The following is a 26074-nucleotide window of genomic DNA, read 5'->3' as shown; positions in this document are numbered from 1 at the left end:
GGATCGGTTCCATGTGCACCGTCGTCGTCCGTGTCGAACCGGGCTCGGCGTGGCCCGTCACCGTCCTCGCCATGCGCGACGAGTCCCCGACCCGTCCCTGGGACCCGCCCGCGGCGTGGTGGCCCGACCGCGACCCCGGGCTGCGCGGTGTCCGCGACCGCGAGGCCGGCGGTGCCTGGCTGGCGGCCTCGGACGAGGGCGGGCTCGCGGTCGTGCTGAACCGCTGGGAGGACGTCCCCTCGGCCGACGGCACGTGGACCACGCGTGGGGTGCTGCCGGTCGACGCGGTGGCCGACGGCGTGCTGCCCGGCCACGACGACACGGTCCCGACCACCAGGGCGTTCAACCTCGTCCGTGCAACGTCGTCCGGGGCGTCGGTGATCTCATGGGACGGTTCACGGGTCCGGACGACCGTGCTCGAGCCCGGCGTGCACATGATCACGCACGGCGAACCCGACGATCCGGCAGCGCCACGGATCGGTCGCTGGCTCGAGCCCTTCCGCGCCGTCGACGCACCGGTCGGGCCGCCGGAGCTCGCCCCGTTCGACGAGCTCCGCGCCGCCGATGCCGGGACCGACGCCGGGGACGGGTGGAGTCCCTGGTTCGGGGTCCTCGCCGCCTCGGCCGCGCTGCCGTCGGACGACCCCGACGCGATCCTCCGCGACGCCCGCGAGCCCGAGGGACACTTCGCGACCCTGTCGATCGTGGCCGCGGCCGTCGGGCCCGGGCGCACCGTGTTGCAGCACGCGCGCCTGGCCGACCCGGGCGACATCGACGGCAGCGTCGAGCTCCACCACGCCTGACGCGGTCGCCGGCGCCACGCGCCGCCGCCCGCGCCGCCGGCGCGGGGTGCTCCCGCACAACCGAAAGCAGTCCGCACCACGCGTTGCCGTGGCGCGGACTGCTTTCCGTTGTGCGGGGGTCTCACCGGCCCCGCTGCCGGCTGAGCCGGCGGGGCGGACGTGCGCCGAGCCTCCCGGCCGGACCGCGCCGCGCCGCGCCGAGCCCGCGGCCCGCGCCCCGCGTCAGGCGGGGAGGTGCGTGCCGGTGAGGTCCTCGGCGACCGCCCACAGGCTGCGGGCGAGCTCCGGGCTCTGCGCCGAGCGGGGGATCGGGGCGTTCGTGGTCGGACCGACCATGCCGAACATCCCCGACGGTCCGTAGTACGCACCGCCGACGGCGTTCGGCCCGACCGCCGCGTACAACAGCGGCTCGCTGCCCTGCGCGACGTCCTGCGTGAACGGCCACGCCCGCTGCTTCGACGACACCGGCCGGGAACGACCGAGCGAGCGACCGGACGACTGCAGGTTCGTGCGGGTGTACCCGGGGTGCGCGGCGGTGCTCACGAGCGGCCAGTCGAGCTCGACCGACAGCGTGTGGAGGTGCAGTGACAGCAGCAGGTCGGCGAGCTTCGACTGCGCGTACGCCCGCCACGGGGAGTACCCGCGGAGCCACTGCAGGTCGTCGAACCGGATCCTCCCGGGGATCGCCGCGAGGCTCGACATCGTCGCGACCCGGGGCGACGACGCCCGGAGCAGCGCCGGCATCACGAGGTTCGTCAGCGCGAACGGCCCGAGGAAGTTCGTCCCGAACTGCAGCTCGAAGCCGTCGACGGTCTCGAAGCGCTTCGGCGGGATCATCACGCCGGCGTTGTTCACGAGCACGTCGAGCGGTCGGTCCTCGTCGACGATCCCCGCGGCGAACCGACGGACGCTCGACAGGTCGGCCAGGTCGAGCTCGCGCACCTCGACGTCGGCGCCCGGGTGTGCCTGTCGGATCGACGCGGCGGCGGCCTCGCCCTTCGACGGGGTCCGGACGGCGAGCACCACGGAGGCACCGGCCTCGGCGAGCCGGGTGGCGGTCTCCTTGCCCGTGCCGCTGTTCGCTCCGGTCACGACGATGCGACGGCCGGTCTGGTCGGGGATCTTGGGCATGCGCGAGACCGTACACGCGGACTGTCCGAGGACACGCAACTGTGCTAGATTCATGCAAACGCATTCACTTGGAGGGCGCGATGAGCAACGCATTCGGTACCGGTCGTCCGTCGGACGTCCCGCCGCCCGCACCCGACCGCGTCGGCCCCGTGCAGCTCGGCATCGACACGTTCGGCGACGTCACCGAACTCGCCGACGGCTCCCTGCAGTCCGACGCGCAGAGCATCCGCGACGTCGTGGACCAGGCCGTCCTCGCGGACCAGGTGGGCATCGACTTCATCGGCGTGGGCGAGCACCACCGCGAGGACTTCGTGGTCAGCGCGCCCGAGGTCGTCCTCGCAGCGATCGCCGCCCGCACGGAGCGCATCCGGATCGGGTCCGCCGTCACGGTGCTGTCGTCCGACGACCCCGTCCGCGTCTACGAGCGGTTCGCCACCGTCGACGCGATCTCGAACGGCCGCGCCGAGGTCATCCTCGGGCGCGGCTCCTTCACCGAGTCGTTCCCGCTCTTCGGCTACGAGCTCGCGGACTACGAGGTCCTGTTCGAGGAGAAGCTCCAGCTCTGGGCGGCACTGCGCGGCGGCGACCCCGTCACGTGGAGCGGCACCAAGCGCGCGAGCCTGACCGACCAGGACGTCTTCCCGAAGCTCGAGCACGGTCCCATCCCGACGTGGATCGGCGTCGGGGGATCCCCGCAGTCCGTGATCCGTGCGGCGTCCTACGGCATGCCGCTGTTCCTCGCGATCATCGGCGGGCAGCCCGCACAGTTCGCCCCGTTCTCGCGGCTCTACCGGCAGGCCCTGACACAGCTCGAACTCCCGCAGCAGCCGATCGCGATGCACTCGCCCGGGTTCGTCGCCGCCACCGACGAGGAGGCGGCCGAGCGCTACTGGCCGTACCACAAGGCCGTCACCGACCGCCTCGGACGCGAGCGCGGATGGCCGCCCCTCGACTCGGCGCAGTACGAGGCCGGGCTGTCGGCCGGCGGGTCGCTCTACGTCGGGTCCCCGGAGACCGTCGCGCGCAAGATCGCGCGGAACATGCGGATCCTCGGCGTGACGCGCTTCGACATGCGCTACGCCACCGGGCGCCTGCCGCACGCGGACATGATGCGCTCGATCGAGCTGTACGGCACCGCGGTCGCCCCGCGCGTGCGCGAGCTCCTGGCGGAGCCGGTCCCCGTCCCGTAGTGCCGTCGGCGCTCGCGCGCGCCCGCCGTGGCGTCGAGGGAACAGAAGACGTCGGGTCGGCATCCTGCACCCGACGTCTTCTGTTCCCTCGATGCCGTCCGGGGGTGCGTGGCGCGGGGGCGCGGGGGCGCTGACGGGAGGGCCGGTGCGGGTCCGACATGTCGGCTCACGGCAGCGCCGCGTACGGTCCAGGGCATGTCGTCACGCCCTGCCATCGTCGAACGCCGCTTCCGCGGACGCATCACGGGCGTCGGGACGAGCTCCGGCGTGCGGCTCGTCGTCGGGATGTGGGAGCGGTCCCCGTTCGGTGCGTTCACCGACGTCTTCGTGGAGCTCCCCGACGGGTCGAGCGTGCTGCTCGCCCCCGACGAGATCGTCGCCGCGTACGTCTCCGGCACGTACCGCTTCGACGCCGTCGAGGTTGTCGACGTCACCGCCCGGCGGACCGCCTCCGGCATCGAGCTCGACGCGGGTCCGCTCCGCGCCACGATCGACGTCGGCACGATCTCGCCGCTCGGTCGTGTGCTGCGGGTCGTCCCGAAGCCGATCGCCCGCGACCCGCGGTGGCTGCGCGCGATCGACCCGATCGCACGGCTCGTGGCACCGGGGGCAGGGACCGCCGGCACCGCGGGCGGCGGCCGACGCGAGTACTACGGCGTGACCGGAGCGCATGACGTCACGGGCGTCCGCGGGACGTGGGCGGACGAACCGCTCGGCTCCCTGGTGCCGCTCGACCCGCCGGTCCGGTTCGGGTTCGCGTCGATGCCGCGGATCCCGCAGGTCGTCGACGTCGAGACGACGATCCACGAGCCCGCCTGACCCGTTCGGACGCGGTCCAGGGATCGGGGGCAGACTGGATCGAACGGTACGGCCCCGCTCGCCAGGCCGCACGTCGGGCAGCGGGGCGCACGATGCGAAGGAGCACCATGACCGACAACCAGACGGACCAGCGCGCCGCCATCTCGGACATCGTCCACGGAGCCCGAACCGCCCTGCTGACCACGGTCAGCGAGGACGGCTCCCTGCACGCCAGGCCGCTCGCCGTGCAGGACAAGGCCTTCCACGGCACACTCCGCTTCCTGGTGCAGGACGGCAGCGAGAAGGTCGAGGACATCGCCAGGAACCCCCACGTGAACGTCGCGATCGAGTCGCAGGGCGGGTACCTCTCCATCGCCGGCACCGCGACCGTCACACAGGACGACTCGGTGATCGACGAGCTCTGGTCGCCGTTCGCCGAGGCGTGGTTCCCGGACGGCCGCGACGACCCCTCCATCCGGCTGCTCACCGTCGAGGGTGACTCCGTCGAGTACTGGACGCAGGACACCGGCGCGGTCGGCAGCCTCGTCCAGACGATGAAGGCCGCACTCGGCGGGCAGTCCCAACCGGACGTCGGCAGTCACGGCACCGTCGAGCTCTAGTGCCGGAGCGCTCGGTCCGTCCGGATGACGAGGACGGACCGAGCGGCCGTCACGGGGGGCCGAGCAACCAGAGCACGGCGACGAGCACCGGCTGCCCGACGAGCGCGCACGACACCAGGGTCCAGCGCATCCAGGGCCTCGCGACCAGCTCGGGCGAGCCCATCAGCGGTGCGAGCGGCATGAGCAGCCGCGGCGTCGAGGCCATCGGCAGCGACACCGCGAAGACGTAGAGCGCGTACCCGCCGGAGAACACCAGCGTCGTGAGCCCGAGCTTCCTCGTCGAGCGGCGGAGGAGCCAGATCGGGTACCCGACCATGAGCCCGATCACGATGGGGATCCCGCCGATGCCGACCCACTGGAGCGTCGTGAGGAACCACGGCGTCAGCGGCACGAAGTCCACGCGCCCGATGAAGTTGACCCACCACGACATCTCGGTCGCGAGGTACGCGTCGGGGCGCCCGGTCACGTGTGACGCGATCACCGGCCACGCCACCCCGGCCGCGACCATCACGAGCCCCGACACCACGACCGTGAGCTGCTCCCGCAGCGGGAACCGGTCGAGCACGCGGTCGCCGGCTCGACGGAGCCGGACCCAGCGCACCAAGGCGACGATGCCGAGCGTCAACGGGATCGCGAGCGCCCCCGGCCGGGTGAAGGCAGCGGCGACCCCGAGGGCCGTCAGGAGCCCGTACCGCCGGTGTTCGATCGCGAGCAGCGCACCGAAGGTCAGTGCGAGGAACATGCTCTCGGCGTAGCCGACCTGCAGGAGGAACGACAGCGGACCGCACGTGAAGAAGAAGACGGCCCACAGCGCGGCGGCATCCCCGGCGCGCTCCCGGACCAGTCGGTGCAGCAGGAACGAGGCGACGATGCCCGCCACGAGCGCGATCAGCGGTGCCGCGACCTCGAACGTCATCCCGGTCCACACGGTCACGAACCGGATCGTGAACGGGAACGCCGGCAGGAACGCCCACGGGTTCTGCGCCACGTGCCCGGCGGCATCGAGCGGCAGTGCGGCGGGGTAGCCGTGCAGCGAGATCTGCTCGTAGTACTGGCCGTCCCACGCGGTGAGGAACCGCAGGAACCCGTGGTCGTTCGTCCAGATCGCGTTGTCCGGCTGCGACCGTCCGATCAGCGGGTACGCGAGTGCGAGCCACAGCGTGGAGAGGACGCGCCCACCGACCCAGACGAGCACGACCGTCGCCCAGGTGGGCAGACTCGTGACCAGATCGACCGCGCGGCGACGGCCGGCAGCGATCGACGACGGGGCGGACGGCACGACACGACGATAGTCACGATGGCTGAGTGGTGCTCGCACTGGAGGCTCGTGGTGCGTTGTGCAGGCCGGAACCGGTCCCGCGGACGGCCGGGCACGCCCCCGTGGCGCGCTCTAGCCTGGAGGCCCCGTTCGACCCCCACCGTGAGGAGCCACCGTGACGAAGACCGCCATCGTGACCGACAACGCCCCCAAGCCCGCAGGACCCTACAGCCAGGGCATCGTCGCGGGCGGGTTCATCTACACCGCCGGCTTCGGCCCACAGGACCCCGCGACGGGGGAGCTCGCCGACGACGTCGCCGGTCAGACCGCCCAGGTCCTGGCGAACGTGGCCGCCGTCCTCGCCGAACACGGCGCGACGCTCGACGACGTCGTCAAGTCGACCGTGCACCTCGAGCAGTCGGACCGCGACTTCCCGGCCTTCAACGAGGAGTACGCGAAGCACTTCTCCGAGCCGTACCCGGTCCGGACCACCGTGCAGTCGCACCTCGCGAACATCCTCGTCGAGATCGACGTCGTCGCGGTCCTGCCGACGAAGACCCGCGTCACCGACGTCGAGGACGCCTGATCCCGCGCAGCTGAGTCCAGTCTCAGCGACCCCCGGTCAGCGAGTCCCGTCACCGACCCCGACGGATACCCTGACCGGGGGTCTCGTGCGTCAGCGCACCGTCGGCGAGCACCCGCACCCCGGCGACGAGGACGTCGTCGATGCCCTCGGCGACGCGCATCGGGTGGCCGTACGAGGACTGCGCCGAGACCGTCCCGGGATCGACCACGACGAGGTCCGCGACCGCCCCGACGGCGACCCGTCCGCGGTCGCCGAGCCGGTAGCGCCGGGCGGCGGTGGTCGACAGACTCCGCTGGACCTGTGGCCACGTCAGCCGACCGGCGACCGCGTACTCCTCGAGGTACCGCGCGAACGTGCCGTACGCGCGCGGGTGCGGGTGCGTGCCGACGAAGATGCCGTCGGAGCCCGCCGTGTGCCCCTCGTGCCGGAACAGCGGAGCGAGGTCGTCGGCGGTCCGCGGCCGGGGAACCCGCATCACGACGGTCACCTGCAGGTCCGAGTCGACGAGCACGTCGAGGGCGAGGTCGACCGGGTCGGTCCCGGTGGCCTCGGCCGCGTCGGCGAGCGTCCGGCCCTGCAGCGCGTGGAACTCCGCGGCCGGCACGTGCGAGAGCGTGATCTGCTCGGTCCACCCGGTGCCGAGGTCGGCGCGGCCGAGCACCCGGTCGAGCACCGCGCCACGGACACGGGCACGACCGTCCTCGTCGGCGATCGCCCGGGCGAGGTCCGGCGTCCCCGGGCGGGCGAGGGCTGCCGGCAGGAGCAGCATCGACAGGATCGTGCAGCCCCGGGAGTACGGGTACGCGTCGAACGACATCGGGGTGCCGGTCCGCTCGAGGTCGGCGAGCGCCTCGAGGAGCAGGTCGACCGGGGCGTGCAGGTGCGACACGTGCGCCCGGACCCCTGACGACCGGACGATCGCGGCGATCTCGTCGAGCCCCGCGCGGGCGTTCGCCTCGTAGCCGCCACGCATGTGCGACACGTAGAGCCCGTCGACGGCCGCGACCTCGGTGCACAGCGCGGCGAGCTCCGCCGTGTCGGCGAAGAGCCCCGGCACGTAGTCGAGCCCGGTCGCGAGCCCCACGGCACCGGCGTCCAGGCCAGCACGCACCTCGACACGCATCGCCGCGAGCTGCTCGGGCGTCGCGGGACCGTCGACGTCGCCCATGACGTGCTGCCGGACGGTGCCGGCCGGAACGAGCGTCGCGACGTTCACCGGGGTCGTCCCGTCGTACGTGTCCAGCAGGGCGCCGATGCCGCCGCCGCGGTACGTCGGGTGTGGGCCGTCGATCGCGGCGAAGTACGTGTCCGCGTAGGACCCGTCCCCCGGGGCGGGCCCGACGCCGTCCTGCCCGGTGACGATCGTGGTGACGCCCTGGCGGAGGAGCGCGTGCTGGACCTCCGGTTCGAAGACCAGCGACCCGCCGTGCGAGTGCGCGTCGACGGAGCCCGGCATGACGAGGCGCTCGCCGCAGTCGACGGTGGTCGCGCCGGTCGGGACGTCGAGGTCGGTCCCGACCCCGGCGACCCGGCCGCCCTCGACGAGGACGTCCGCTCGGAGCACCCCGGTCTCGCCGACGACCGACCCGCCGCGGAGCAGGACGCTCGTCACCGTGACAACCCGGCGACGAGCCGTTCGGCCCGTCCGCGGAGCGCGTCGAGGTCGCCGGACGTCAGCGCGTCGCCGACGAGCGGGGAGCCGAGGCCGACCGCGACCGCACCGGCGGCGAGGTAGTCGGCCGCGTCGTCGACCCCGATGCCCCCGGTGGGGATGACGTCCACGAAGTCGAGCGGCGCGAGCACCTGCTTGAGGAACGCGGGGCCGCCGAGCGGTGCGGCGGGGAAGACCTTCACGGCCCGGGCACCGAGCCGCCACGCACGGACGATCTCGGTCGGTGTCGCGGCGCCGGGGTACCAGCCGAGCCCCCGCTCGTGCGCCCGTTCGCCGATCGCCTGGTCGGTGTGCGGGCTGACGGCGAAGGTCGCTCCGGCCGCCACTGCCTCGTCGAGCTGTCGTGTGTCGAGCACGGTGCCGACGCCGATCGACGCGGCGCTGCCGTAGCGCTCGGCGGCCCATGCGATGCCCTCGCGCCACCGCGGGGTGTTCGTGGTGATCTCGATCGCGCTCACGCCGCTGTCGACCAGCGTGCGGATGACGTCCTCGACGTGGTCACCCGTTCCGCCGCGCAGGATCGCGATCGTCGGGCCGGCGTCGTGACGGTGCCGCTGGGGGCGTGTGGCGGGGGATGCGGTGTCGGTCATCGTGCGTTCCTTCTTCGGATCGTGGTCAGCGGTCGACGCGGTCGTGGACGGCGTGGTCGATGCCGGCCGGGTCCACGACGCCGAGCGCTGCAGGGTCGGGACGGCGCCAGTCGCCGTCCACCGTGCAGGCGAGCGCACCGGCGTCCGCGGCCCGGTCGAGGGCCTGGTCGGGGGAGTCGCCGGCCAGGTCGGCGGCGAGCCAGGCGGCGACGAACGCGTCACCGGCGCCGACCGGGTCGACCACGGCGACGGGGCTCGCCGCGCGGCGGTGCAGCACGCCGTCGATCGAGGCGACCGCACCGCGCGACCCGAGCTTCACGACGGCACGACCGTTCGCGAGCGCGGCCAGCTCGTGCGCCAGCGACTCCTCGTCGCCGTCGTCCGCGTCCCGTCCGAGGACCAGCCGTGCCTCGTCGTCACCGGCGAACACGACCGACGACCGCGCTGCGACCGCGCGGTAGTACCCGCGTCCGGTCACGTCGTCGACGAGCTTCGGTCGGTGGTTGACGTCGAACGCGATCGGCACTCCGGCGTCGTGTGCCCGGACGACCGCGGCGTGCACGGTCTCCCGAGCGGTCTCGGAGAGCGCCAGGGTGATCCCGCTCACGTGCAGGAGCGACGCGCGCTCGACCAGCCCCGACGGCAGGTCCGCCGGCGTGAACGCGGAACCGGCCGAGCCGCGCCGGTGGTAGGTCACACGGGTGCGGCCGTCCGTCAGTCGTTCCTTGACCATGATCCCGGTCGACCGCTCGGGGTCCCGCACCGCGACCACGTCGACGCCCTCGGCCGCGACGTCGGCGAGCACCCTGTCACCGGCGGGGTCGGCGCCGACCCGGCCGATCCAGGTCACGTCGACCCCGGCGCGGGCCAGACCGATCGCGACGTTGCTCTCGGCGCCGCCGGTGTCGACGCGCATCGTGTCCAGGTCGGTCAGCGCTCCGCGTCCGGCGAGGAGCAGCATCGTCTCGCCGAAGGTCAGGACGCCGGTCACCGGGCGCCCCGCGCGAGGGCGAGCTGCGCGGACGACGACCCGAGCGCCACCGAGATCTCCAGCGCGGTGCGGACGACACCGTCACCGAGCTCGCGGACCGCCGTCGTGCGGAAGCGGGAGGCGAGGCCCGAGATGCTCATCGCCCCGACGACCTGGTTGGCGTGGTCGAAGACCGGGGCGGCGACGCAGCGGATGTCCGGCTCGTTCTCGCGGTCGTCGATGCCGTACCCGCGTTCCCGGGTCCTGCCGATCTCCTGCCGCCACCGGTCGTCGTCGGTGATCGAGTGCTCGGTCATCGCGGTCGCCGGGTGTGCGAGCACGCGGTCGAGCAGCTCGGGGTCCCCGAACGCGACCATGGCCTTGCCGGAAGCCGTGTTGCGCATCGCCAGGCGGTTGCCGATCCTGGACCCCATCCGGACGGTCCCGCGGGTCTCGACCTTGTCGACGTAGACGATGTCGGTGCCGTCCGGCACGACGAGGTGGCACGTCAGCCCGGTGCGTTCTGCGGTGCGTCGCAGGAACGGTGCGGCGGCCGCGCGGAGGTCGATGCCCTCGAGGTAGCTCTGGCCGAGCAGGAGCGCCCCGAGCCCGAGCGTGAACCCGGCGTCCGCGGTCCGGCGCAGCAGGTCGTTCTCGATCATGGGCGCCGTGAGCCGCAGGACCGTCGACTTCGACGTGCCGAGCTCGACGCTCAGGGTCGTGAGGCTGACGGACGGCTCGCCGTTCCTGGTGCGGTCGGCGACGAGGTCGAGGATGCGCAGGCCGCGGCGCAACGACAGGGCGGCGTTGCGGGCCGGCAGCTCCTGCGCGTCCGTCACGGTCATCAGAACCACGTCGCGATCGTCTCGCGCACGGTGTCGTCGTCGTCGATGACGTGCACCTGCCGCCACTTGTCGAACACCGTGCACGGGTGCGAGATGCCGAACACGACGACGTCGCCCGGCGTCAGGGCCACCCCCGTCGCCAGCGCGAGGTAGCAGTGCTGGTCGTCGAGACGGGTGACGGTGACCGACCCGGGAACGGGCGCGGTCCCAGGATCCTGCGCCGAGCCTCCAGGCCGAGCCGGCCGGATCTGCCGGACCACCGGCAGCCCCTCGTCGAAGGAGATGTCGCGCTTGCCGACGGCCACGAGTGCCAGGCCGGGCTCGGGGCACGACGTGACCCGCCCCCATACCTCGATCGCTGCGCGGAGCGCGCCCTCCGTCGGGTGGCGGTGGAACGGCGTGCGCTCCTCGTAGAAGCCGTCGTCGTGGGTCAGGTACGCGCCGGAGCGGAGCAGCACGTCGAGGTCGTCGGGGCGGGCCGCGACGGCCTCGCTCACGGCGTCGAACCAGGCGCTGCCGCCCATGCTCAGCAGGGCACGCGGGCCGGCGATGAGCGGGCGGACGGCTGCTGCCACGTCGAGGACGCCGGCCACGTACGCGCGGGCCTCGTCGACGCCGGGCAGACCGCCCTCGTACCCGGAGACCCCGCGGAGGACGAGACCGGCATCGGAGGCGGCTTCCGCGACCGACGCCGCTGCCGCCGCCGATCGGGCGCCGGTGCGACCGCCGGGGAACCCGACCTCGACCAGCACGTGGAGTTCGCCGTCGACCTCGGACGCGGCGGAGGCGGCCGACTCGACCCCGGCGGTCGAGTCGACGTAGCAGAGCACGTCCGACGAGGGGTCGACGGTGCGGCGCGACGCGAGCCAGCGGAGCCCTGCCGGGTCGAGGACCTCGTTCGCGATCAGGACGTGCCGGAGCCCGTGCTCCCACGCGACCATCGCCTGCTGCACGGACGCCAGCGTGACGCCCCACGCGCCGGCGTCGATCTGCCGCTGGGCGAGTGCCGGCGCCATGTGCGTCTTCATGTGCGGCGCGAACAGGAGCCCGTGCCGCTCGACGTACGCCTGCATGACGGCGGTGTTGTTCGTCAAGGCGGACTCGCGGAGCGTCATCACGGGCAGGTGCGCGTCCTGGAGCACGTGGTGCGGCGCCGGAGCGCTCGGCTCCCACGAGCCCTTCGCGGTCACGGTGGCGGGGGTGGTCGGCATCGATCCTCCTTCGACGGGTCCCACGCTGGTCCAGCGGCGCTCGCGCGGACAACGTCGTCACGTCCACCGTTCCACATTGCAGAACGTGTTGTGGTGGTGGCGGGCATAGCATTCGGTCTGACATGACGAGGACGACATCGACAGCAGCCCCTGCCCGCCGACGCACCGGGAGCACCGCGGTCGCCGTGCTCGTCGCGGGGACGTTCTTCATGGAGCTCCTCGACGGCACGATCCTCGCCACCGCGGCGCCCGCGATGGGTCGTGACCTCGGGGTGGACTCGGCGGCGATCGGCATCGCGATCACCGCCTACCTCGTCACGCTCGCCGTGTTCATCCCGGTGAGCGGCTGGCTGACCGACCGGTTCGGCTCGCGCACGGTGTTCGTGGGTGCCATCGCGGTGTTCACGATCGCGTCCGGACTCTGCGCGCTGTCGACCGGACTGGTCGAACTGACGATCTGGCGGATCGTACAGGGGATCGGCGGGGCGCTCATGGTGCCCGTCGGACGGCTCGTCGTGCTGCGGAGCGCCGGGCGCGAACAGCTCGTCACGGCGATCGCGATCCTGACGTGGCCGGCCCTCGCGGCGCCGATCATCGCGCCGTTCGTCGGCGGTGTGCTCGTCGACACCCTGTCGTGGCACTGGATCTTCCTCGTCAACATCCCGCTCGGGGTGATCGCCCTGATCGCCGCGCTCGTCCTCGTGCCGCAGGAGCGGGCGGCCCAGCGCGTGCCGTTCGACTGGCCGGGGTCGTTGCTGGCGTGCGTCGGCCTCGGCGGGGTCGTCGTGATGGCGTCGCTCCTCGCGCTCGACACCGTGCCGGTCGTCGCCACGATCGTGTCCGGCGTGGTCGGGGCCGCCTGCTGCTGGCTCGCGATCCGGCACTTCCGGCGGGCACAGCACCCGATCATGGGGCTCGACGCGTTCCGGCTCGAGACCTTCCGGGTGTCGCACGCGGGCGGCAGCCTGTTCCGCCTGGCCGTGTCGGCGGTGCCGTTCGTGCTGCCCCTGCTCTTCCAGGACGCCTGGGGGTGGACGGCCGTCGAGGCCGGGAGCGCCGTGCTGTTCGTCTTCGTCGGCAACCTCGGCATCAAGCCCGCGACCACGCCGTTCCTCCGCTGGTTCGGGTACCGGCCGGTGATCATCGTGTCGTCGGCGATCGCGGCGCTGACGGTCGTCGCGATGACCTTCCTGACGCCGGACACCCCGTTCTGGCTGCTCGCCGTCCTGCTCGTCGTGAGCGGCGCGGCACGCTCGGTGGGGTTCACCGCGTACAACACGATCGCCTTCGCCGACGTCGAGCAGGCCGACATGACCCCGGCGAACACGCTGTCCTCGACGCTGCAGCAGACGGCCGCCGGGTTCGGTGTCGCCGTCGCGGCCGTCGTCATCCGCGCCGGTGCCGGGCTCGCCGGCGACGGCGCGTACGTCCTGACGTTCTGGGTGATCGCGGCGCTGCTCGTGGTGGCGTGCATCGAGGGCGTCGTGATGAGCCGGACGGCGGGGGAGACCGTCCGACCGGCACGACGGGTGCGCGCATGAGGCCCGCGTCCGGGTCTCACGTCGCCACGACCGTTCGTGTCGCCGTCACGCGCACGAAACCCCGCAGGCGCTACAGTCTCAGAAACTGCTTGAGGTCGACGAGTACCGTTGCCGCGGCAGACTGAGCGGGACGCAGGGACCCCACTCCGGAAGGAAGGCAGCATGGCCGTGCCAGACCAGCAGGGGACGATCCCGACGGACACCGACGTCCGACCCACCACCATCCGCGTCGTCAGCTACAACCTGCGGGAGCACACCGCGAACGGCGAACTCGCCGCCCTGGCCGAGGCATCGGAGGCCGACGTCATCTGCGTGCAGGAGTGCGACAGCAACGACCTCGCGCCGTCCGTCGGCGGGCTCACGCTCGCGGCGTCGACGAAGGCGAACCGGCTCGGCCTCGCGATCTACAAGCGCGACGACCGCTTCGACGTGCAGGACTTCAGCATCCACTCGCTGCAGAAGTCGCTCCACGACCGGGTCCTCGCGCCGGCGCACGAACGACTCATCGCGATGCACCTCCGCGACCGCGAGGCATCGACCGACGTGATCGTCGCGTCGTTCCACGCCTCGCCCCTGACCGCGACGAACTCCCTCCGCCGCAAGCAGATCGAGGCAGCGCACCAGTTCGTCCGTGACCTGTCGAGCGAGGCCCCCGCGATCATGGTCGGCGACTTCAACTACCCCTGGTTCCAGACGAACCTCCGCCGCAAGATCGAGTCGCACGGCTTCGCGCTCTCGCTCTCCGACCAACCGACGTACCTGCGGTACCGGAAGTTCACGGGGCACTTCGACTTCGCCACGAGCGTCGGGCTGCACATCGCCGGGGTGGAGACGCTGCCGGCCGGGATCTCGGACCACCGCCCGATCCTGGTGCGGGCGCACTACGAGGCCCCGGCAGCGTCGTCGTCCCGTTCCGTCGAGGCCGACTCCGCCGCGTGACGGGCGCGGGCACGGGCCGCGTCCCGCTTCCCGTCCTGCGCGTCCCGTCCCGTGCCATCCCGTGCCGTCCCGTGCGCGGTCCGTCGAGGTTCCGAAATTCCGGCATCTCGAGGGCGTCTACACGCGCGTCGTGGCATCTCGACGGAACTGAGCGGCGAGTCGTGGAACCGCGCCCAGACCCGGACGGGAGGCACGCCCCACCTCCGCCCCCCACGTCTCGACCGACGTCCCGCGCGTCCACCCGCACGCACGAGATCGCACTCCGTGTCGCGTCCGTCATACGGGAGGCGACACGAAGTGCGATCTCAGGGGGGCCCGACTAGCGCCGGAGCGTCGCCCGCGCCAAGCGGTTGCCGATGAACTGCCCGAGCTGCACGATGACCACGATCGCGGCCACCGACACGTAGACGATCCACCAGTCGTACCGCTGCGAGCCGTACGTGATCGCGTACTCACCGAGGCCGCCGCCTCCGATCAGCGCACCCTGCGCGGTCATGTCGACGATGCCGATGAAGATGAACGTGTACCCCAGGATGAGCGGCCCGAGGCCCTCGGGGATGAGCACGGTCAGCAGGATCGAGATCGGGTGCGCACCCGAGGCCCGCGCTGCCTCGACGACGCCGGGGTCCACGGACAGCAGGTTCTGCTCGACGATGCGGGCGACCGCGAACGCCGCCGCCAGCGAGATCGCGAACGTCACGGCGGGGACGCCGATCGTCGTCTGCACGACCACGCGGGACAGCGGTGCGATCGCCGCGAGGAAGATCACGAACGGGATCGGACGGACGATGTTCACGACCAGGTTGATGATCGTGTACGCCGTCCGGCTGCCGAGCAGGCTGCCCGGTCGGGTGGCGTACAGCGCCAGACCGAGCGCCAGGCCGATGAGCCCGGCGATCACGAGCGAGACGAGCGACATGACGATGGTGTCGCGCACCGAGGACAGGAAGACGTCGAACGTGTCGATCACGCTCTGGAAGGAGTTGTTCACGCTCGGTCCTCCTCGTCGGTGGTGACCCCGTCGGCGCGGAGTGCGGCGACGGCGCGGTCGATCGTCGCGGCGGAGTCGCCGGACAGCTCGTACGTCAGGGAACCGATGCGGCGCTCCCGGATCTCACCGACCCCGCCGTACACGAGCTCTGCGGTCACCCCGGCGGACCGGAACACCTGGTCGATCCGGTTCTGCAGGCCGACCTCGTCGGTGATCTGCACGGTCACGAGCCGACCCGGGTGGCGTTCCCGCAACCGCGCCAGGGTCTCGGGCGACGGCCGGTCGTGCAGTGCCGTGCGCACGAACCGCTTCGTCGCCGGGTTGGTCGGCGTGGAGAAGACGTCGTACACGTCGCCGACCTCGACCACCCGTCCCTGTTCCATCACGGCCACCCGGTCCGCGATCTGCCGGACGGCGTCCATCTCGTGCGTGATGACGATGATCGTGACGCCGAGTTCCCGGTTCACGCGACGCAGAAGGGCCAGCACCTCGGAGGTGGTCTCCGGGTCGAGGGCGCTCGTGGCCTCGTCGGCGAGCAGCAGGTCGGGGTTGCCGGCGAGCGCACGGGCGATGCCGACGCGCTGCTTCTGCCCGCCGGACAGCTGCTCGGGGTAGGCGTACGCCCGGTCGAGCAGTCCGACGAAGTCGAGGAGCTCGGCGACACGGCGGTCCCGCTCCTCCTTCGCCACACCGGCGACCTTGAGCGGGTACGCCACGTTGCCCGCGATCGTGCGCGACCGGAACAGGTTGAACTGCTGGAAGATCATCCCGATGCGACGACGCGCCAGACGGCGATCCCGCTCGGGGATCGCCGTCAGCTCCTGGCCGGCGACCGTCACGGTGCCCGAGGAGGGCAGCTCGAGGGCGTTGACCAGGCGGACCAGGGTGGACTTGCCGGCACCGGAGTACCCGATGACGCCGAGGACCTCGCCCTGTTCGACGTCGAGGGACACGTCCTCGACGGCGACCACGGTCTCGCCGGTGTCGGCGCGGCGGTAGTGCTTCGAGACGCCGCGGAGTTCGACGAGGGCAGCCACTACTTCGTTGCCGCCTTCGCGTCCTTCTCGACGGACACGAGTTCCTGCTGCAGGGACGCAGCGCTCTCGTCGCTCGACACGGCGTCCGGGTAGTCCTTCGCGAAGACCTTCTGCACGGCGTCGTCCTGGAACAGCTTCGCCAGGTCGAGGTACGTCGTGTTGTCCTTGTCGGCGTCACGCACCGCGAAGACGTTCACGTACGGCTTGGCGGAGGCGCTCTTCGGGTCGTCCTGGAAGATCGCGTCCTTCGTGTCGAGCCCGGCCGAGGTGGCGTAGTTCACGTTGACGATCGAGCCCTCGACGGACCCCTGCTGCAGCGCGTTCGCGGTCTGCGAGGCGTCGAGCGTCTGCACGTCGACCTTGTGCGAGGTGATGTCGGCGGTCGTGGAGAAGGCGCTGCCGCCGTCCTTGAGCTCGAGCAGACCGGCCGACTGCAGCACCAGCAGTGCACGCGCCTCGTTGATGGCGTCGTTCGGGATCGCGATCTTCGCGCCGTCCTCGAACTCCGACACCTTGGAGACCTCCGTCGAGTACAGCGGCAGCGGGTACACGGCCGTCGCGCCGATCGGCTGCAGGTCGTCGTCCGAGGTGACGTTGTAGTTCGCCAGGTACTGGATGTGCTGGAACTGGTTGATGTCGATCTGCTTGTCCTTGAGCGCAGGGTTCGGCAGCGAGTAGTCCGAGAAGTTCTGCAGCTTCACGGTGACGTTGAGCTTGTCCTTCGCGAGCTTGACGTACGTGTTCCAGTACGGCAGCGACTTGTCGGAGACGCCGATCGTCACGGTCTTCGGAGCGGCGCCCGATGCGGCACCGTCGCTGTCACCGCCGGAGCGGACCGCGACGGCGACGACGGCGACGATGATCGCGACGACGACGATCGCCGCGGCGACGATCCAGCCGATCGGGCGCTTGCGCTTCGGCTTCTGGGGCAGTGCGGGGGCGGTCATGGGTGCTCCTCGTGGGGCGGGGGCCTCGCGGGCCGTGCTGCGGGGTCACACGGTCGTGACTGACCACGAGTGTGACGCGCAGACCGAGCCGCGGCGACTTGCGTTCCGCCGTGTTACATCCGTTGCGCAGGCGTGCGTGGGCAGACTCGATCCGTGCGGAGCATCGAGCTGGTCCTGGACGACGATTCGGATCGCGTGGTCCGTGCCGCGTGGAACGCCCTGACCGAGGCGGACCTGCCGAGCCTCGGGCGCTCCGGCACGAACGACCCGCACGTCACGCTGGCGGCCGGGGAGTCCCTGCCCGTCCCGGAGGGCTTCGACGTGCCCCTGCCGGCAGTGCTCCGTGTCGCGGGGATCCTGCTCTTCCCCGCAGGACCCGGTCGGCACGTGCTCGGCCTCGGCGTGGTCGTCGACGAGCCCCTCGCACGGTTCCACCAGGCGGTGCACCGCCTCTCGCCCGGGTCGCTCGACCCCTCGGCACCCGGACGGTGGGCGCCGCACGTCACGCTCGCCCGGCGCATCCGCGACGTCGACCTGCCCGCCGCGCTCCGGGCGCTGGCAGCGATCGGGCCCCTCCCGCAGACGCTCACCGTCGGCGGTCTCCGCCACTGGGACGGCGACGCGAAGGTGGTCACCCCGCTGGCGTGAGCGGGGTGGCGGGCCGGTGCGGAGCCTCCAGACCGGCGCTCGGACGGGAGGCCCGGGTCAGGTCCGCAAGACGCGCTCGCCGAAGGCGGACGCGAACGTCCGGTCCGGGTCGGCTCGGCGGACCAGATCGCGGAACGCGGCCAGCCGCGGGTAGAGCGCTGCCACCGCATCCGCGTCGAGCGAGCTCATCTTGCCCCAGTGCGGACGGGCGCCGAAGGGGGCGAGTCGCGCCTCGAGGTCGGGGAGGAGTGCCGCGACCTCGACGGGGTGCTTCTTCCACGTGAACGCGATGCAGAACACCTCCTCGTCCTGCGTGGGGGAGAGCCAGAGGTCGTCGGCCGCCATCGTGCGGAGCTCGGCGACGTGCAGGTGCGGCTGGATCCGGTCGGCCAGCCCGCGCAGGGCGTCGAGGGCGGCCGCGGCATGACGGAGCGGCACGAAGTGCTCGCTCTGCACCTCGGACCCGTGCGACGGGACGGTGCCGATCGGGAAGTGCGGGAGTCGATCCCACCACGGACCCATCGACCCGTCGCGGGCGGTGCGGTGCTCGTCGCCTGGCGTGCCAGGGAGCCGCGGCGCGCCGACGAGCTCGTCGGGCACGTGCTCGCTGCGGGTCTTGACGAGCACCTCGCTGATCTCGTCGCCGAAGCGCGTGTACGAGCAGACCGAGGTGCCGGCGGCGTGGATCTCGGCGGCGTGGTCGAGGAACGTCCGCCACGGGAAGGGCCCGTAGGCGTCCTGGCGCATGGCGTAGGTCGGCTCGAGGTCGAGCGTCACCCGGGTCACGATGCCGAGCAGGCCGAGGTGCAGGATGCTGCCGGCTCCGTCGGGGGCGTCGCTCGTGATGGTGCGCGTCTCGCCGTCCGGACCCAGGAGCTCGAGGGCGCGGACCGCCGTGGACAGCGACCCGAGTGCGGTGCCGGAGCCGTGCGTGCCGGTGGCGATCGCACCACCGATCGAGATGTGCGGGAGCGACCCCATGTTGTGGAGGGCGAAGCCCGCCTGGTCGATGGCGGGGGCGACGTCGCCGTACCGGGTGCCGGCGCCCAGTGTGGCGGTCGCGTGGCCGTCGGGCGTGCGGTCGATCACCAGGTCGGTCGGGATCGCCGTCAGGTCGAGCAGCACCCCGGGAGCATCCGCGACGTCGTTGAACGAGTGCCGGGTGCCGAGGCCGTGGACGCGGGGTTCCCTGGCGACGATCGTGGCGGCTTCGTCCAGCGTGCTCGGGCGTTCGACGCGCTCCGATGTGTACGTGACCGTGCCGGACCAGTTGAGCTCGCTCGTCGTCGACCGCATGCGCCCACGATGCCACGCGCGGCCGTGCGCCGCGGCGCTGTGCGGCGGGGAGCGGCGCCCGGCCAGGGCGCCCGCCGGCCGCGGCGCCCGCACAACCGAAAGCCGTCCGCGCCGCGGCGTTGCGCGGCGCGGACGGCTTTCGGTTGTGCGCAAGCGATTCGTGCCGCGGAGGCCAGAGGGTCGGCGGGAGCGCGGGCGGGCTGACCACAGGTCGCGCCCCGTCGCGAACATCGCGCCCCGTCGTGGCGGGGCGCGATGTTCGCGACCGGGTGCGATCGCGCGCGCAGCGCCGAGGGCGCGCTGGGGCCGGCGGCGGGCTAGTGCGCCGGCGGGGGCGTCGGGGCGCCCTCGGGCAGCTCGGGCTTCCGCACGAAGCAGGCGGTGAGGATCCCGAAGAGCGAGATGACGCCGCCGACGAGGAACGCCGTCTTCACGCCGGAGGCCGTCGCGAGCGCCACGCCCTCTGCCCCGGAGCCCGCCGTCGCCGTCGCCGCGCCGATCGTCAGGAACGTCACGAACAACGCCGTGCCGGCAGCGCCCGCGAGCTGCTGCGTCGTACCGAGGACCGCGCTGCCGTGCGAGTAGAGCTTCGGCGGCAGGACGCCGAGCGCCGCGGTGAAGAGGGGCGTGAAGGTCAGCGCGAGCCCGATGCTCAGCACGACGTGGGCGCCGAGGACGAACCACACGCTGGTGTCCGTACCGACCGTGGACAACCCCCACATCACGACGCTGATGATGATCGTGCCCGGGATGAGGAGGACCCGCGGCCCGCGCCGGTCGTAGATGCGGCCGACGATCGGGGAGAGCAGGCCCATGAGCAGGCCGCCCGGGAGCAGGAGGAGCCCGACGTTCAGCACCTCGAGCCCGAGGACGCGCTCCAGGTAGATCGGCAGCAGGATCAGCGTGCCGAGCATGACCAGGAAGCTCAGCCCCATGCCGACGATCGGGACGGTGAAGCCCCGGCTCTGGAACGTGCGGAGGTCGAGCAGAGCGCGGTCGCTGCGCTGGAGCCGGGTCTGGCGGAGGACGAACAGCACGAGCCCGACGACACCGACCACGAGGGCCGTGATCGGGACGACCGGACCGCTGGTGGCGATCTCGGCGATGCTCGACAGGCCGTAGACGACGCCACCGAACGCGAAGGCGGAGAGCACGACCGAGAGCACGTCGAGCGGGGCGGGCCGCGGGGTGCCGACGTTCCGGACCTTCACCATGCCGAGGACCAGCGCGGCGATCGCGATCGGCAGCACGAACCCGAACAGCCAGCGCCACGAGAACGCGTTGAGGATGAGCCCGGAGATGGTCGGGCCGACGGCGGGGGCGACCGAGATGACGATCGAGATGTTGCCCATGATCCGACCGCGGTGTGCCGGGTCGACGAGGGTCAGGACGGTCGTCATGAGCAGCGGCATCATGATCGCCGTGCCGCTCGCCTGGACGATGCGCCCGACGAGCAGGGTGGCGAACCCGGGAGCCAGGAGCGCGATCAGCGTGCCGGCGGAGAACAGGCTCATCGCCCACACGAAGACCGGCCGCGTGTTGAAGCGCTGCAGCAGGAACCCGGTGATCGGGATCACGACGGCCATCGTCAGCAGGAACCCGGTCGTCAGCCACTGCCCGGTCGCCGCACTGATGTCGAGGTCGTCCATGAGCCGCGGCAGCGCGACACCCATGATCGTCTCGTTGAGGATCACGACGAACGCGGACACGAGCAGCAGCCCGATGACCAGGCGGTCGTCGGCAGCCGTGCGCGCCGGCACGCTGCCGGTCCGTGGTGCGGTGTCGAGGGCGTGGTCGGTCATGTGGCGGCTCCGAACGGTGGATTGTGGGGAGTCCGCACGAGCGGACGCGTGACCAGGCATCACGCCGGGCACTGGGTGTGCAGCACCTGAACGGACTCGATTATTCCGCGATCCACCGACACCCGCGGTGAACGCTCAGTGCAGGATGTCGAACGACGCGGCGTCGCCGTGCGGGACCACAGGGCGCGTCGAGACCTCGGTCACGCTCGCCGACGGCGGCCCGGTGTGCAGCATCTCGACGAGGGCGTCGACGGCGGGCGACGGCCCCTCCGCCTCGACCTCGACCGTGCCGTCGAAGAGGTTCCGCGCGTAGCCCGTCAACTCGAGCCCGTCTGCCTTGCGTGCCGTCCAGTAGCGGAACCCGACCCCCTGGACCGTCCCCGAGACGATGGCGTGCACCCTGGTCACCGTTGTCATGTCGCCCAATGTATGCGGGCCGGGTTTCCCGGGCATCACCAGGGTTTTTCGGGGCCGTGACCGATTGTTTCGGCAACGTGTCGCCCGGATGTGGGAGCAGTGATAGAGTCACTGGAACCAGAACACTTAAGGTCAAACAAACCTGAAGGCACCAGCCATGGACGAAGCAGCCATCCGCGTCGCGGTCTCGACCGTGATCGTCGCGCTGCGCCCCCACCCCGACACGGGGGCGCCGGCGCTGTGGATGCCGCTCGTCCGCCGCACCGCCGAGCCGTACGAGGGATCGTGGGCGCTCCCCGGCGGCTGGGTCCGTCCGGACGAAGGGCTCGAGGACTCCGCCGCCGCCCGCCTGCGCGAGACCACCAACGTCCAGCCGCGCTACCTCGAGCAGCTCTACGCGTTCGGCGACGTCGACCGGTCCCCGACCCGCGTCGTGTCGATCGTGTACTGGGCGCTGGTCCGCCCGGACGAGGCGAGCGTCGTGCCGGACGACTGGAACGTGCGCTGGTTCCTCGCCGACGAGCACCCGCCGCTCGCGTTCGACCACGACCACATCGCCGAATACGCACTCTGGCGTCTGCGGAACAAGATGTCGTACTCCCGGATCGCACAGGCGTTCCTCGGCGACCGGTTCACCCTCGCCGAGCTCCGTGCCGTGTACGAAGCGGTGCTCGGGCGTGCGCTCGACCCCGCGAACTTCCGCCGGCAGGTCGCGCAGTCCGACGCCGTGATCGCCACCGACGAGACCACGAGCGGGGACCGGCACCGGCCGGCCCGGCTGTACCGCTCGAACCCCGACCTCGCCTACGCGGACAACGGCCCGCTGCAGCAGGGCAGCAAGGCCGCGCCACAGCAGGGCACCACGGCCCCGCTGCAACGGGGCACCACGACCGAGAACCAGACACGACCGCAGAACCGATAGGAACCACCGTGTCCATCGCCACCACCATCGAACTCATCTCCAACGGCAAGGCCGACGGCAGCACCTGCACGCCGGACCTCGCGATGCCGACGTGGGACTTCGACGCCCGGCCCGGCTACGGCCCCGGTTCGTCGATGTCCGACGTCATCCCGACCTCCGCACCGCGGCAGGGCGTGATCCCGGACGAGTACAAGCACGCGCCGGTGGAGGAACTGCACGAGCGCATCGAGCGGGCGAAGGCGACGTTGGGGGACCGGGTCGTGGTGCTCGGACACTTCTACCAGCGCGACGAGGTCGTCCGGCACGCGGACTTCCTCGGCGACTCGTTCCAGCTCGCCAACGCCGCGCTGACGAAGCCCGATGCCGAGGCGATCGTCTTCTGCGGCGTGCACTTCATGGCGGAGACCGCCGACGTCCTCGCCCGGGACGACCAGCGCGTGATCCTGCCGAACCTCGCCGCGGGCTGCTCGATGGCCGACATGGCCGACATCGACAGCGTCGAAGCGGCATGGGCCGAGCTCGAATCGGTCTACGGCACCGAACCGGACGCCGACGGCCGCGTGCCGGTCATCCCCGTCACGTACATGAACTCCGCCGCCGACCTCAAGGCGTTCTGCGGTCGTCACGGCGGCATCGTCTGCACCAGCTCGAACGCGGCGACCGTGCTCGAGTGGGCGTTCGAGCGTGGGCAGCGCGTGCTGTTCTTCCCCGACCAGCACCTCGGGCGCAACACCGCGAAGGCGATGGGCATCAGCACCGACCTCATGCCGATGTGGAACCCGCGGAAGCCCCTCGGCGGCAACTCTGCCGAGGACCTGCAGGAGGCCAAGGTCGTCCTCTGGCACGGCTTCTGCTCCGTGCACCGCCGCTTCACCGTCGACCAGATCGACCAGGCCCGTCGCGACCACCCCGGCGTCCAGGTGATCGTGCACCCCGAGTGCCCGATGGCCGTCGTCGACGCCGCCGATGCCGCCGGCAGCACCGACCTCATCCGGAAGACCGTCGCCGCCGCGACCGAGCCCACCACGTTCGCGATCGGCACCGAGATCAACATGGTCAACCGGCTCGCGGCCGAGTACCCGCAGCACACGATCTTCTGCCTCGACCCGGTCGTCTGCCCGTGCTCGACGATGTACCGCATCCACCCCGGGTACCTGGCGTGGGTGCTCGAGGCGCTCGTGCGCGGCGAGGTCCTCAACGAGATCGTCGTCCCGGACGACGTCAAGGCCGACGCCAAGGTCGCCCTCGAACGCATGCTCGCCGCGAAGCCGCGGGACTAGGACGACGCCGTGCACGTCGTCATCGTCGGTTCCGGCATCGCCGGCCTCACCGCCGCGATCCGTGCGAGCGCCCGCCACGACGTCACCCTCGTCACGAAGGGTGCCCTGGCGGACGCCGCGACGAGCCATGCGCAGGGCGGCATCGCCGTCGCACTCGGCGCCGACGACACCGTGGCACTGCACGCCGCGGACACGCACGTCGCGGCGGCCGGCAGCGCCGACGCCCGCGCCGTCGAGGTCCTCTGCTCCGACGGGCCGGCACGGGTCCGCGACCTGCTCGCGCTCGGCGTCCCGTTCGACCGCACCGACGACCCGGCGAGCCTCGACCGGTACGGCGACGACCTCGCCCGCGGACGGGAAGCCGCACACGGGCGCTGGCGGGTCGTGCACGCCGCCGGGGACGCGACGGGAGCCGCGATCGAGCAGACGCTCATCCGCGCGCTGCACCGCCAGCACGTGACGATCCTCGAGCGCACCTGCCTCACCGACCTGGTCGTGCGGGACGGCACCGTCGTGGGGATCGACGTGCTCGACCTGCTGGGCGAGCCGCGCCGCATCGACGCCGACGCCGTCGTGCTCGCCTCCGGGGGAGCCGGGCACCTGTACCGCGAGACGACGAACCCGCTCGTGGCGACCGGCGACGGCGCAGCGGCCGCCTGGCGTGCCGGAGCCGTCCTCGCGGACCTCGAGTTCATGCAGTTCCACCCGACCCGCCTCGCGGTCCCGGGCGGCGGCCTCGTCTCCGAGGCCGTCCGCGGCGAGGGCGCCGTCCTCCGGGACGCACGCGGGCACCGCTTCATGCCGGACGTCCACCCGGATGCCGAACTCGCCCCGCGTGACGTCGTGGCACGGGGGATCGCGGCCGCGATGCGCGACGGCGGCGACGTGTTCCTCGACGCGACCGGGCTCGAGCCGGACTTCCTCGTCGCACGGTTCCCCGGCCTCACCCGTGCGACCCGCGCAGCCGGCTTCGACTGGACGCGGGAAGGCGTGCCCGTCGCCCCGGCAGCGCACTACTTCATGGGGGGCATCGCCACCGACGCCGAGGGACGCACCAGCCTCCCCGGACTCCTCGCGATCGGCGAGGCCGCCTGCACCGGTGTGCACGGCGCGAACCGACTCGCGTCGAACTCGCTGCTCGAAGGACTGGTCTTCGCCGTCCGCGCCGCGGACGCGGTCGACGCGGCGCGACCCGGTCTGCTCCGCCTGCGCGGCGATGCGACGTTCCCCGTCACCACGGTGCCCGACGAGGCGGAGGCGATCCGGTCCTCCCGGCAGTGCCGTCCTGGAGGCCCGGATCACCCGGACCCGCAGGCGCACGTCCGCCAGACGGTGCAGACCGTCATGACCGAGCGCGTCGGCCTGCTCCGTGACGCCGGTGGACTGGCGGCCGCGCGTCGCGAGCTCGCGGCGCTCGCCGTGGAGGCGCCCCGAACGGTTCGGGAGCACGAGGACCGCGCGCTGCTCGACCTCGCCCGCCTGGTGGCCCGCGCTGCCGAGGCCCGCACCGAGTCCCGCGGCGCGCACGCCCGCACCGACCACCCGGACACCGACCCCGCTGCTCCGGCATCGACCGGCTGGGTCGCCGTCCGCTCGTCCGTCTCCGATCCCGTCCCCGAGGAAGCACTCGCATGACCACCGACCCAGGAACCATCCCGCCGCACGCGCTCCGACGCGTCATCGAGACCGCGCTCGAGGAGGACGCACCGTGGGGCGACGTCACCAGCGAGACGCTCATCCCCGTCGACGCGATCGCGACGGCGACGCTCGGCGCGCGGGAACCCGGCGTGCTGAGCGGAGGTGGGGTGTTCGTGGCCGTGATGCACGCGGTCGACCCGCTCATCTCGGCGACGGTCCTGATCGCGGACGGCGACCCGTTCGAGCCGGGTGACGTCCTCGCGACCGTGACCGGGCCGGCGCGAGCGGTGCTGCGGGCCGAACGGGTCGCACTGAACCTCGTGCAGCGGATGTCGGGCATCGCGACCTCGACGGCGCGGTACGTCGCGGCCGTCGCCGGCACCCGGGCGCGGATCGTGGACACCAGGAAGACCACGCCGGGGCTCCGGGCGCTCGAGCGGTACGCGGTTCGGTGCGGCGGCGGCCACAACCACCGGACGTCGCTGTCGGACGCCGTGCTCGCGAAGGACAACCACCTCGCCGTGTTGCTCGCGAGCGGGATCGGCATCGGGCAGGCGATCCGCGACGCCCGGGAGCGACTCGGGCACACCGTGCACCTCGAGGTCGAGGTGGACCGCATCGACCAGATCGAACCCGTCGTCGCCGCCGGAGTTGACACGATCATGCTCGACAACTTCTCGATCGACGACCTGGTGACGGGTGTCGATCTCGTGGCCGGACGCGCGCTCGTCGAGGCGTCCGGTGGGGTGAACCTCGACACCGTCGCGGCGATCGCGGCCACCGGGGTCGACATCGTCTCGGTCGGGGCCCTGACGCACTCCGCCCGCGCACTCGATCTCGGGCTCGACGTGTCCGTGTCCGGTGCCGGTGCCGGTGCCGGTGCTGGTTCTGGTTCCGGTTCCGGTTCCGGTTCCGGTTCCGGTTCCGGTTCTGCGGGCTGAC

At 72.2% G+C, this 26074-nt stretch carries 25 protein-coding genes; 12 read left to right on the top strand and 13 right to left on the bottom strand.

All coding sequences use genetic code 11. From position 1 onward, the window contains the following. The first annotated feature begins 11 nt into the window (after positions 1-11). Positions 12-803, top strand: a complete 792-nt coding sequence (locus ACO0E1_RS11645) for an NRDE family protein (RefSeq protein ID WP_422874323.1) — start codon at positions 12-14, stop codon at positions 801-803. A gap of 222 nt (positions 804-1025) precedes the next feature. Here ACO0E1_RS11645 and ACO0E1_RS11640 read toward each other — a convergent pair whose 3' ends face one another. Further along, positions 1026-1934 (bottom strand): SDR family oxidoreductase, encoded by a 909-nt coding sequence (locus ACO0E1_RS11640; RefSeq protein ID WP_422874322.1) that lies wholly within the window; start codon positions 1932-1934, stop codon positions 1026-1028. An 80-nt stretch (positions 1935-2014) separates the two neighbouring features. Between ACO0E1_RS11640 and ACO0E1_RS11635 the strand changes: the two genes are divergently transcribed. The 3 genes from ACO0E1_RS11635 (at position 2015) to ACO0E1_RS11625 (ending at position 4542) form a co-directional block, all read left to right on the top strand. Next, the gene (locus tag ACO0E1_RS11635; RefSeq protein WP_422874321.1) at positions 2015-3124 is read left to right on the top strand and encodes an LLM class flavin-dependent oxidoreductase; all 1110 of its coding nucleotides are present in this window, start codon (positions 2015-2017) and stop codon (positions 3122-3124) included. A gap of 195 nt (positions 3125-3319) precedes the next feature. After that, complete coding sequence (locus tag ACO0E1_RS11630; protein ID WP_422874320.1) at positions 3320-3943, top strand: hypothetical protein; 624 nt, start codon at positions 3320-3322, stop codon at positions 3941-3943. Positions 3944-4050: 107 nt separating this feature from the next. Then, entirely contained in the window at positions 4051-4542 is a 492-nt protein-coding gene (locus ACO0E1_RS11625) for a pyridoxamine 5'-phosphate oxidase family protein (RefSeq protein WP_422874319.1), read from the top strand. Positions 4543-4591: 49 nt separating this feature from the next. Here ACO0E1_RS11625 and ACO0E1_RS11620 read toward each other — a convergent pair whose 3' ends face one another. Beyond that, positions 4592-5821: a hypothetical protein gene (locus ACO0E1_RS11620; protein ID WP_422874318.1), complete on the bottom strand. Its 1230-nt coding sequence runs from the start codon at positions 5819-5821 to the stop codon at positions 4592-4594. 154 nt (positions 5822-5975) lie between these two features. Here ACO0E1_RS11620 and ACO0E1_RS11615 point away from each other — a divergent pair, with 154 nt between their 5' ends. After that, on the top strand, positions 5976-6386 hold the full coding sequence (locus ACO0E1_RS11615; protein ID WP_422874317.1) for a RidA family protein: 411 nt from the start codon (positions 5976-5978) through the stop codon (positions 6384-6386). Positions 6387-6435: 49 nt separating this feature from the next. Here ACO0E1_RS11615 and ACO0E1_RS11610 read toward each other — a convergent pair whose 3' ends face one another. Genes ACO0E1_RS11610 through ACO0E1_RS11590 form a run of 5 tightly spaced genes read right to left on the bottom strand, consistent with a single transcriptional unit; the run spans position 6436 to position 11674 of the window. Continuing rightward, complete coding sequence (locus ACO0E1_RS11610; protein WP_422874316.1) at positions 6436-7998, bottom strand: N-acyl-D-amino-acid deacylase family protein; 1563 nt, start codon at positions 7996-7998, stop codon at positions 6436-6438. Beyond that, positions 7995-8648: a bifunctional 4-hydroxy-2-oxoglutarate aldolase/2-dehydro-3-deoxy-phosphogluconate aldolase gene (locus ACO0E1_RS11605; protein ID WP_422874315.1), complete on the bottom strand. Its 654-nt coding sequence runs from the start codon at positions 8646-8648 to the stop codon at positions 7995-7997. The genes ACO0E1_RS11610 and ACO0E1_RS11605 overlap by 4 nt, the downstream gene beginning before the upstream one ends. Before the next feature lie 25 nt (positions 8649-8673). Then, positions 8674-9639, bottom strand: a complete 966-nt coding sequence (locus ACO0E1_RS11600; RefSeq protein WP_422874314.1) for a sugar kinase — start codon at positions 9637-9639, stop codon at positions 8674-8676. Then, entirely contained in the window at positions 9636-10463 is an 828-nt protein-coding gene (locus ACO0E1_RS11595) for an IclR family transcriptional regulator (protein WP_281265223.1), read from the bottom strand. Before ACO0E1_RS11595 ends, ACO0E1_RS11600 begins: the two co-directional genes overlap by 4 nt. Next, the gene (locus ACO0E1_RS11590; RefSeq protein WP_422874313.1) at positions 10463-11674 is read right to left on the bottom strand and encodes an alanine racemase; all 1212 of its coding nucleotides are present in this window, start codon (positions 11672-11674) and stop codon (positions 10463-10465) included. Before ACO0E1_RS11590 ends, ACO0E1_RS11595 begins: the two co-directional genes overlap by 1 nt. Before the next feature lie 122 nt (positions 11675-11796). On the opposite strand from ACO0E1_RS11590, the gene ACO0E1_RS11585 reads away from it, so the two are divergent. After that, the gene (locus ACO0E1_RS11585) at positions 11797-13215 is read left to right on the top strand and encodes an MFS transporter (RefSeq protein ID WP_422874312.1); all 1419 of its coding nucleotides are present in this window, start codon (positions 11797-11799) and stop codon (positions 13213-13215) included. 162 nt (positions 13216-13377) lie between these two features. Next, on the top strand, positions 13378-14154 hold the full coding sequence (locus ACO0E1_RS11580) for an endonuclease/exonuclease/phosphatase family protein (protein WP_422874311.1): 777 nt from the start codon (positions 13378-13380) through the stop codon (positions 14152-14154). Between the two features lie 319 nt (positions 14155-14473). Here ACO0E1_RS11580 and ACO0E1_RS11575 read toward each other — a convergent pair whose 3' ends face one another. Genes ACO0E1_RS11575 through ACO0E1_RS11565 form a run of 3 tightly spaced genes read right to left on the bottom strand, consistent with a single transcriptional unit; the run spans position 14474 to position 17129 of the window. Beyond that, the gene (locus tag ACO0E1_RS11575; RefSeq protein ID WP_402729499.1) at positions 14474-15145 is read right to left on the bottom strand and encodes a methionine ABC transporter permease; all 672 of its coding nucleotides are present in this window, start codon (positions 15143-15145) and stop codon (positions 14474-14476) included. Continuing rightward, the gene (locus ACO0E1_RS11570; protein ID WP_422874310.1) at positions 15142-16182 is read right to left on the bottom strand and encodes a methionine ABC transporter ATP-binding protein; all 1041 of its coding nucleotides are present in this window, start codon (positions 16180-16182) and stop codon (positions 15142-15144) included. The genes ACO0E1_RS11575 and ACO0E1_RS11570 overlap by 4 nt, the downstream gene beginning before the upstream one ends. Next, positions 16182-17129 carry a MetQ/NlpA family ABC transporter substrate-binding protein gene (locus ACO0E1_RS11565; RefSeq protein WP_422874309.1) on the bottom strand — a complete coding sequence of 316 codons (948 nt, stop codon included), beginning with the start codon at positions 17127-17129 and terminating at the stop codon, positions 16182-16184. Before ACO0E1_RS11565 ends, ACO0E1_RS11570 begins: the two co-directional genes overlap by 1 nt. A 153-nt stretch (positions 17130-17282) precedes the next feature. On the opposite strand from ACO0E1_RS11565, the gene ACO0E1_RS11560 reads away from it, so the two are divergent. Then, positions 17283-17777, top strand: a complete 495-nt coding sequence (locus tag ACO0E1_RS11560; protein ID WP_422874308.1) for a 2'-5' RNA ligase family protein — start codon at positions 17283-17285, stop codon at positions 17775-17777. 57 nt (positions 17778-17834) lie between these two features. On the opposite strand, the gene ACO0E1_RS11555 is transcribed toward ACO0E1_RS11560, so the two are convergent. The 3 genes from ACO0E1_RS11555 to ACO0E1_RS11545 form a co-directional block, all read right to left on the bottom strand. Beyond that, entirely contained in the window at positions 17835-19073 is a 1239-nt protein-coding gene (locus ACO0E1_RS11555; protein ID WP_422874307.1) for a D-arabinono-1,4-lactone oxidase, read from the bottom strand. A gap of 317 nt (positions 19074-19390) precedes the next feature. Beyond that, positions 19391-20875: an MDR family MFS transporter gene (locus ACO0E1_RS11550; RefSeq protein WP_422874306.1), complete on the bottom strand. Its 1485-nt coding sequence runs from the start codon at positions 20873-20875 to the stop codon at positions 19391-19393. A gap of 135 nt (positions 20876-21010) precedes the next feature. After that, positions 21011-21292 (bottom strand): acylphosphatase, encoded by a 282-nt coding sequence (locus ACO0E1_RS11545; RefSeq protein WP_281265213.1) that lies wholly within the window; start codon positions 21290-21292, stop codon positions 21011-21013. 157 nt (positions 21293-21449) lie between these two features. Between ACO0E1_RS11545 and ACO0E1_RS11540 the strand changes: the two genes are divergently transcribed. From ACO0E1_RS11540 to nadC, 4 genes are read left to right on the top strand one after another with little or no spacing between them, the layout of a single operon-like run. Next, the gene (locus ACO0E1_RS11540; protein ID WP_422874305.1) at positions 21450-22214 is read left to right on the top strand and encodes an NUDIX hydrolase; all 765 of its coding nucleotides are present in this window, start codon (positions 21450-21452) and stop codon (positions 22212-22214) included. A gap of 8 nt (positions 22215-22222) precedes the next feature. After that, positions 22223-23494: a quinolinate synthase NadA gene (gene nadA / locus ACO0E1_RS11535; RefSeq protein ID WP_422874304.1), complete on the top strand. Its 1272-nt coding sequence runs from the start codon at positions 22223-22225 to the stop codon at positions 23492-23494. Positions 23495-23503: 9 nt separating this feature from the next. Further along, complete coding sequence (nadB, locus tag ACO0E1_RS11530; RefSeq protein WP_422874303.1) at positions 23504-25129, top strand: L-aspartate oxidase; 1626 nt, start codon at positions 23504-23506, stop codon at positions 25127-25129. Further along, positions 25126-26073: a carboxylating nicotinate-nucleotide diphosphorylase gene (gene nadC, locus ACO0E1_RS11525; protein WP_422874302.1), complete on the top strand. Its 948-nt coding sequence runs from the start codon at positions 25126-25128 to the stop codon at positions 26071-26073. Before nadB ends, nadC begins: the two co-directional genes overlap by 4 nt. Position 26074: the final 1 nt, after the last annotated feature.

The sequence above is a fragment of the Curtobacterium guangdongense genome (assembly GCF_049341845.1).
In the GTDB taxonomy this organism is placed as follows: domain Bacteria; phylum Actinomycetota; class Actinomycetes; order Actinomycetales; family Microbacteriaceae; genus Curtobacterium; species Curtobacterium guangdongense.
This window is presented reverse-complemented; position numbering and strand designations above follow the sequence as displayed.

Excerpts from the sequence above, each read along its gene's own strand:
- ACO0E1_RS11645 (WP_422874323.1), top strand. The coding sequence starts at position 12 with ATGTGCACCGTCGTCGTCCGTGTCGAACCGGGCTCGGCGTGGCCCGTC.
- ACO0E1_RS11640 (WP_422874322.1), bottom strand. The coding sequence starts at position 1,934 with ATGCCCAAGATCCCCGACCAGACCGGCCGTCGCATCGTCGTGACCGGA.
- ACO0E1_RS11635 (WP_422874321.1), top strand. The coding sequence starts at position 2,015 with ATGAGCAACGCATTCGGTACCGGTCGTCCGTCGGACGTCCCGCCGCCC.
- ACO0E1_RS11630 (WP_422874320.1), top strand. The coding sequence starts at position 3,320 with ATGTCGTCACGCCCTGCCATCGTCGAACGCCGCTTCCGCGGACGCATC.
- ACO0E1_RS11625 (WP_422874319.1), top strand. The coding sequence starts at position 4,051 with ATGACCGACAACCAGACGGACCAGCGCGCCGCCATCTCGGACATCGTC.
- ACO0E1_RS11605 (WP_422874315.1), bottom strand. The coding sequence starts at position 8,648 with ATGACCGACACCGCATCCCCCGCCACACGCCCCCAGCGGCACCGTCAC.
- ACO0E1_RS11595 (WP_281265223.1), bottom strand. The coding sequence starts at position 10,463 with ATGACCGTGACGGACGCGCAGGAGCTGCCGGCCCGCAACGCCGCCCTG.
- ACO0E1_RS11590 (WP_422874313.1), bottom strand. The coding sequence starts at position 11,674 with ATGCCGACCACCCCCGCCACCGTGACCGCGAAGGGCTCGTGGGAGCCG.
- ACO0E1_RS11585 (WP_422874312.1), top strand. The coding sequence starts at position 11,797 with ATGACGAGGACGACATCGACAGCAGCCCCTGCCCGCCGACGCACCGGG.
- ACO0E1_RS11580 (WP_422874311.1), top strand. The coding sequence starts at position 13,378 with ATGGCCGTGCCAGACCAGCAGGGGACGATCCCGACGGACACCGACGTC.
- ACO0E1_RS11565 (WP_422874309.1), bottom strand. The coding sequence starts at position 17,129 with ATGACCGCCCCCGCACTGCCCCAGAAGCCGAAGCGCAAGCGCCCGATC.
- ACO0E1_RS11555 (WP_422874307.1), bottom strand. The coding sequence starts at position 19,073 with ATGCGGTCGACGACGAGCGAGCTCAACTGGTCCGGCACGGTCACGTAC.
- ACO0E1_RS11550 (WP_422874306.1), bottom strand. The coding sequence starts at position 20,875 with ATGACCGACCACGCCCTCGACACCGCACCACGGACCGGCAGCGTGCCG.
- ACO0E1_RS11545 (WP_281265213.1), bottom strand. The coding sequence starts at position 21,292 with ATGACAACGGTGACCAGGGTGCACGCCATCGTCTCGGGGACGGTCCAG.
- ACO0E1_RS11540 (WP_422874305.1), top strand. The coding sequence starts at position 21,450 with ATGGACGAAGCAGCCATCCGCGTCGCGGTCTCGACCGTGATCGTCGCG.
- nadC (WP_422874302.1), top strand. The coding sequence starts at position 25,126 with ATGACCACCGACCCAGGAACCATCCCGCCGCACGCGCTCCGACGCGTC.